At 73.0% G+C, this 4,541-nt stretch carries 5 protein-coding genes; 1 reads left to right on the forward strand and 4 read right to left on the reverse strand.

What is annotated here, in order from left to right; translation table 11 throughout:
- Positions 1–370, reverse strand: a 370-nt coding sequence (gene rpsB, locus ACK5IN_RS01970; protein ID WP_416894551.1) for a 30S ribosomal protein S2, incomplete at its 3' end; no start/stop codon positions are given.
- A 312-nt stretch (positions 371–682) separates the two neighbouring features.
- On the opposite strand from rpsB, the gene ACK5IN_RS01975 reads away from it, so the two are divergent.
- Positions 683–1,222 carry a murein hydrolase activator EnvC family protein gene (locus ACK5IN_RS01975; protein WP_416894552.1) on the forward strand — a complete coding sequence of 180 codons (540 nt, stop codon included), beginning with the start codon at positions 683–685 and terminating at the stop codon, positions 1,220–1,222.
- A 1-nt stretch (position 1,223) separates the two neighbouring features.
- On the opposite strand, the gene ACK5IN_RS01980 is transcribed toward ACK5IN_RS01975, so the two are convergent.
- The 3 genes from ACK5IN_RS01980 to ACK5IN_RS01990 form a co-directional block, all read right to left on the reverse strand.
- Complete coding sequence (locus tag ACK5IN_RS01980) at positions 1,224–2,150, reverse strand: tyrosine recombinase XerC (protein ID WP_416894553.1); 927 nt, start codon at positions 2,148–2,150, stop codon at positions 1,224–1,226.
- Positions 2,151–2,168: 18 nt separating this feature from the next.
- Entirely contained in the window at positions 2,169–3,374 is a 1,206-nt protein-coding gene (gene dprA, locus ACK5IN_RS01985) for a DNA-processing protein DprA (protein WP_416894554.1), read from the reverse strand.
- Positions 3,371–4,541, reverse strand: a 1,171-nt coding sequence (locus ACK5IN_RS01990) for a YifB family Mg chelatase-like AAA ATPase (RefSeq protein ID WP_416894555.1), incomplete at its 5' end; no start/stop codon positions are given. The genes dprA and ACK5IN_RS01990, both read right to left, overlap by 4 nt.

Here is a 4,541-nt window from a genome sequence, read left to right on the forward strand (position 1 = left end):
CTTCGAAGTCGAGCTCCTCGAGCTCCTTCATGCGCGCGAGACGCTTCGACACGGTCGAGAAGTTCGTGAGGAGGCCGCCCAGCCACCGCTGGTTCACGTAGGGCTGGCCCACGCGGGTCGCCTGCTCGGCGATGATCTCCTGCGCCTGCTTCTTCGTGCCGACGAAGAGTACGGTGCCGCCGTGGGCGACGGTCTCCTTGACGAACTCGTACGCGCGGTCGATGTAGGCGAGCGACTGCTGCAGGTCGATGATGTGGATGCCGCTGCGTTCGGTGAGAATGAAGCGCTTGACCTTCGGGTTCCACCGGCGGGTCTGGTGTCCGAAGTGGACGCCGCTGTCGAGCAGCTGGCGAATGGTGACGACGGCCATGGCCGTTCTCCAGTTCTGGGCGCGCATGCGCCCGTTGCGGTTTCTTCCGCCGACCGTGTGTCGGCGAGCCTGGCGCCCGGCACTCCCCCGCCTTCTCGTACGAGAAGGACCGTTGGAAGAGATCGCCACTCGGCGACCGATCATCACGAGCGATCGGGGCCGAGCTCTGGGCACGCGTAGTCACCCCGTCTCCGGGGTGCTCCCCCAGTGTATCAGCCGTCTGTTCCTGCACAGGCACACCGTCGCATCCGGTTCTCCACATTGTGCGCCGATGCCGCACCGGGCTGTGAGACGGTGCCGCACGATGGACGGATGGCGGGATTCGCGAGGGCAGGAGTGCTCACGGCGGTGCTGCTGCTCATGGCGGTGCCGGTCGCCGCCGCAGCGACGCCGCAGGCCCGGCAGGCGGACCCGTCGAGCACGCAGGTGCGGCTTCCGGTGGGCCAGACGTGGGAGTGGCCGCTGCCGGCCCCATTCCGCCTCGAGCGCCCGTTCGTGGCACCCGCGCACGAATACGGACCGGGGCACCGCGGCATCGACCTGCTTCCCCTCGCGGACGCCGTGGTGCGCGCTCCCGCCGGTGGCGTCGTCGCCTTCGCCGGTCAGGTGGCCGGTCGCGGGGTGCTGACCATCGACCACGGCGACGGACTCGTATCGACGTTCGAGCCGGTCGATGCGGCCGTCGAGATCGGAACGGCGGTCGCCCGAGGCGACCACATCGGTCGGATCGCCGCGGGCGGACACGCCGCGGGGGGTCGCCTCCACTTCGGTGTGCGTTGCCAGGGCGACTACATCAATCCCCTGCTGCTGCTCGACGGCGTCCCGCGCGCCGTCCTGCTGCCCTGCTGCTGAGTCACGCCCGGGGGTGGGCGAGGTGGTAGGCCGCGCGCAATCGCTCGGCCGACACATGCGTGTACACCTGCGTGGTGGCCAGGCTCGCATGCCCCAGCAGCTCCTGCACCGCGCGCAGATCGGCACCCCCATCGAGCATGTGGGTCGCAGCGGAGTGCCGCAGCGTGTGCGGACCCACCGCCGCCGCGCCGAGTGCAGGGCCCAGCTCACGGCTCACGACGTCGTAGACGGCGCGCGGTGACATCCGTCCCCCGCGGGCGCCGAGGATGAGAGCGGATGCCGCGCCTCGCCGCGACGGGTCGGCGTCGGCAGTCGCCGCCAGCGCGGCGCGCCCGCGCACGAGATACGCGTCCACGGCCGCCACGGCGGGGGCGCCGAACGGCACCACCCGCTCCTTCGCGCCCTTGCCCATCACGCGCGCGGTGCGGCGCTGCAGGTCGAGGTCGTCCACGTCCAGTCCGCACAGCTCGGCCACCCGCACGCCCGTCGCGTACAGCAGCTCGAGCAGCGCATGGTCACGCAGGTCGAGCGGCGCGCCCTGCGTCACCGCCCGGTCGCGCAGCTCGTCGAGCATGTCGCGCACGGCGGAGCCGGTCGCCACCTTCGGCAGCGTGCGGCCGCGTTTGGGCGTGCTCAGCCGCAGCGTCGGGTCCGCGTCGATCAGCGATTCCTCGAGCGCCCAGCCGAAGAACCCTCGCACGGCGGCCGCTCTGCGTGCGAGCGTCGAGCGCGCATCCCCGCGCTGCATCGCCGACCACTGCCACTCCCGTAGATGCTCCAGATCGACCTCGCCCAGGAGCGTCCCCTCAGGCAGGCCGCGCACGACATCCCGCAGATCCGCGGCGTAGGCGCGGACCGTGGCCGGCGATAGCCGTCGCACCCGGCCCAGATGCGTGCTCCACGCCGACACGGCTGTGTCGATATCCATGCCTCCAGGATGCCGCGATCAGCGCACGGGCGCCGCCAGGCCCGCCGTGCGCCGCCACGACCCGTCCACCCCCACGGCCTCGCCGTCCAGCGCGAGCAGCCCGAGCTGGCCCGCGACATCACCCGGCGACATCCCGGCGCGCTGTGCGATCTCGATCGCGGTGCGCGGCGTGCGAGCGCTCAGCGCATCGCGCACCCGAGTGCGCTCGTCCGTGCGGTCGCCACCTGCCGATACCGTGCGGGTACCCGCCCCGATCAGCTCGAGAACGTCCTCGACGCCCGTGATGCACTGTGCGTCCTGCTCGCGCAGCACGCGATGGCAGCCCGCCGAGGCAGCGCTGGTGACCTGGCCCGGCACAGCCCCCAGCGGCCGCCCGAGCATGGCCGCGTGATGCGCCGTGTTGAGCGAGCCGCTGCGCCACCCCGCCTCGACGACCACCGTCGCCTGCGCCAGCGCTGCGATCAACCTGTTGCGCTGCAGGAATCTCCATTTCGTCGGTGCAGACCCGCACGGCACCTCGCTGAGCACGGCGCCCGCCCCGGCGATGCGGTCGATGAGCTCCGTGTTGCCCGCGGGGTACGCCCGGTCCGCCCCGCCCGCGAGGATCGCGATCGTCGTGCCGCCCGCCGCCAGGGCCGCGCGGTGCGCGGCTGCATCGATGCCGTACGCCGCGCCCGACACGACGGCGATGCCGCGGCCGGCGAGCTCAGCCGCCAGTTCCATGGCCACGTGCTCGCCGTAGCCGGTCGCCGCTCGCGCGCCGACGACGCCCACGGACCGCGCGGTGCGGGTCGGCGCGGCCGTGTCGCCGCGGACCCACAGGCACACCGGGGCGTGATCGCCGAGATCGTCGAGCTGTCGCGGCCACCGCGCATCCGCCGGCAGGAGCAGCTGGATGCCTGCGACCGCCGCGCGCTCGAGCGCGCCACGCACGAGGGCGGATGACATCCGGGGCTCCCATCGCTCGATCGCCTGTCTCCACTCCGCCCCGGCGATGCCTGCCTGATGCGCGGCGCCACGGTCGTCGGCGACGGCGGCCTGCAGCGCGTCCACGGAGCCGAATGAGGCGATCAGGCGGCCCGCGACGCCGTCGCCGGGTTCGATCAGACAGCTCCACACGGCGCGTGCGGCGCCGTCCTCGGCGGGCCCGACGGCGTGCGGGTGCCTCCGCAGTGCGGCCAGGCGTTCGCGGACCTCGTCGGTGATGAGCGGCGGACGGATCATGTCGCGATCCCCTTCTTCATGAACAGGGCACGGCCGATGTCGTGGACGGTGGGTGCCGGGTTGCCGGCGAGGTCGGCGAGCGTCCAGGCCAGTCGGAGTGTGCGGTCGTAACCGCGCAGTGTGAGCGCTCCACGGTGCAGCGCCGCATCGAGCGGCCTGCGCACGACCGGCGGCAATGCGACCGGACCGCCACGCAGCCAGGTGCCGTCGACGTCGCCGTTCACACGCCAGGGCGTGTCGCGCAGGCGGTGCGCGGCGCGGTCGCGCGCCTCGATCACCCGCGTCCGCGCCTCCTGCGTCGAGGTGCTGCGCACCGCCGGCCCCGACACATGCGCGACCGACACGCGAGCCAGCTGCAGTTCGATGTCGACGCGGTCCAGCAGCGGGCCCGACAGTCTGCCCAGGTACCGGCGGATCGCCATCGGCGGGCACTCGCACACCGCGCCGCGGACGCCGTAGTTACCGCAAGGGCACGGGTTGGTCGCCAGGACGAGCTGGAATCGCGCGGGGAATGACGCGGTGAACCCTGCCCGGTGGATCACGATCGAGCCGGTCTCGAGCGGTTGCCGCAGCGCGTCGAGGGCGTGCCCCGGGAACTCCCCCGCTTCGTCGAGGAAGAGCACGCCGTGCGCCGCGCGGGCGATCGCGCCGGGGCGCACGATACGCGATCCTCCGCCGACGAGTGCCGCGACGCTCACGCTGTGGTGCGGGGCCTCCAGCGGCGGCTGGCGAACGAGTGCCCGCACCGGGTCGCCGCTCAGCGAGCGGATCGACGCCACCTCGATGGCGGCCGCGTCGCCGAGCTCGGGGAGGATCGCGGGCAGTCGACTGGCGAGCATCGTCTTCCCCGCGCCCGGCGGCCCGCTCATCAGCAGGTGATGACTGCCTGCGGCCGCGGCGATGAGCGCGTCGACCGCCTCGGGCTGCCCGATGACAGCGGCGAGGTCCGGCGTCGCACCGGGCGGATCGTCGATCTCGCCGCCGTGGCGCCGTACGGGTGCGCACACCAGGTCAGCGACGTCGGCACCGTGCCAGCGCACCACCTCGGCCAGTGACCGCGCTCCGATCACCTGCACCCCGTCGACCAGTGCCGCCTCGTCGGCGTTCGCGTACGGGACGATGACGCATTCGAACCCGGACCTCGCCGCGGCGAGCACCGCCGGCAGC

This window comes from Microbacterium sp., assembly GCF_047971895.1.
Lineage (GTDB): Bacteria > Actinomycetota > Actinomycetes > Actinomycetales > Microbacteriaceae > Microbacterium.

What these genes read in the sequence shown, in the direction of transcription:
- ACK5IN_RS01975 (WP_416894552.1), top strand. Translation starts at nt 683, where the DNA reads ATGGCGGGATTCGCGAGGGCAGGAGTGCTCACGGCGGTGCTGCTGCTC.
- ACK5IN_RS01980 (WP_416894553.1), bottom strand. Translation starts at nt 2,150, where the DNA reads ATGGATATCGACACAGCCGTGTCGGCGTGGAGCACGCATCTGGGCCGG.
- dprA (WP_416894554.1), bottom strand. Translation starts at nt 3,374, where the DNA reads ATGATCCGTCCGCCGCTCATCACCGACGAGGTCCGCGAACGCCTGGCC.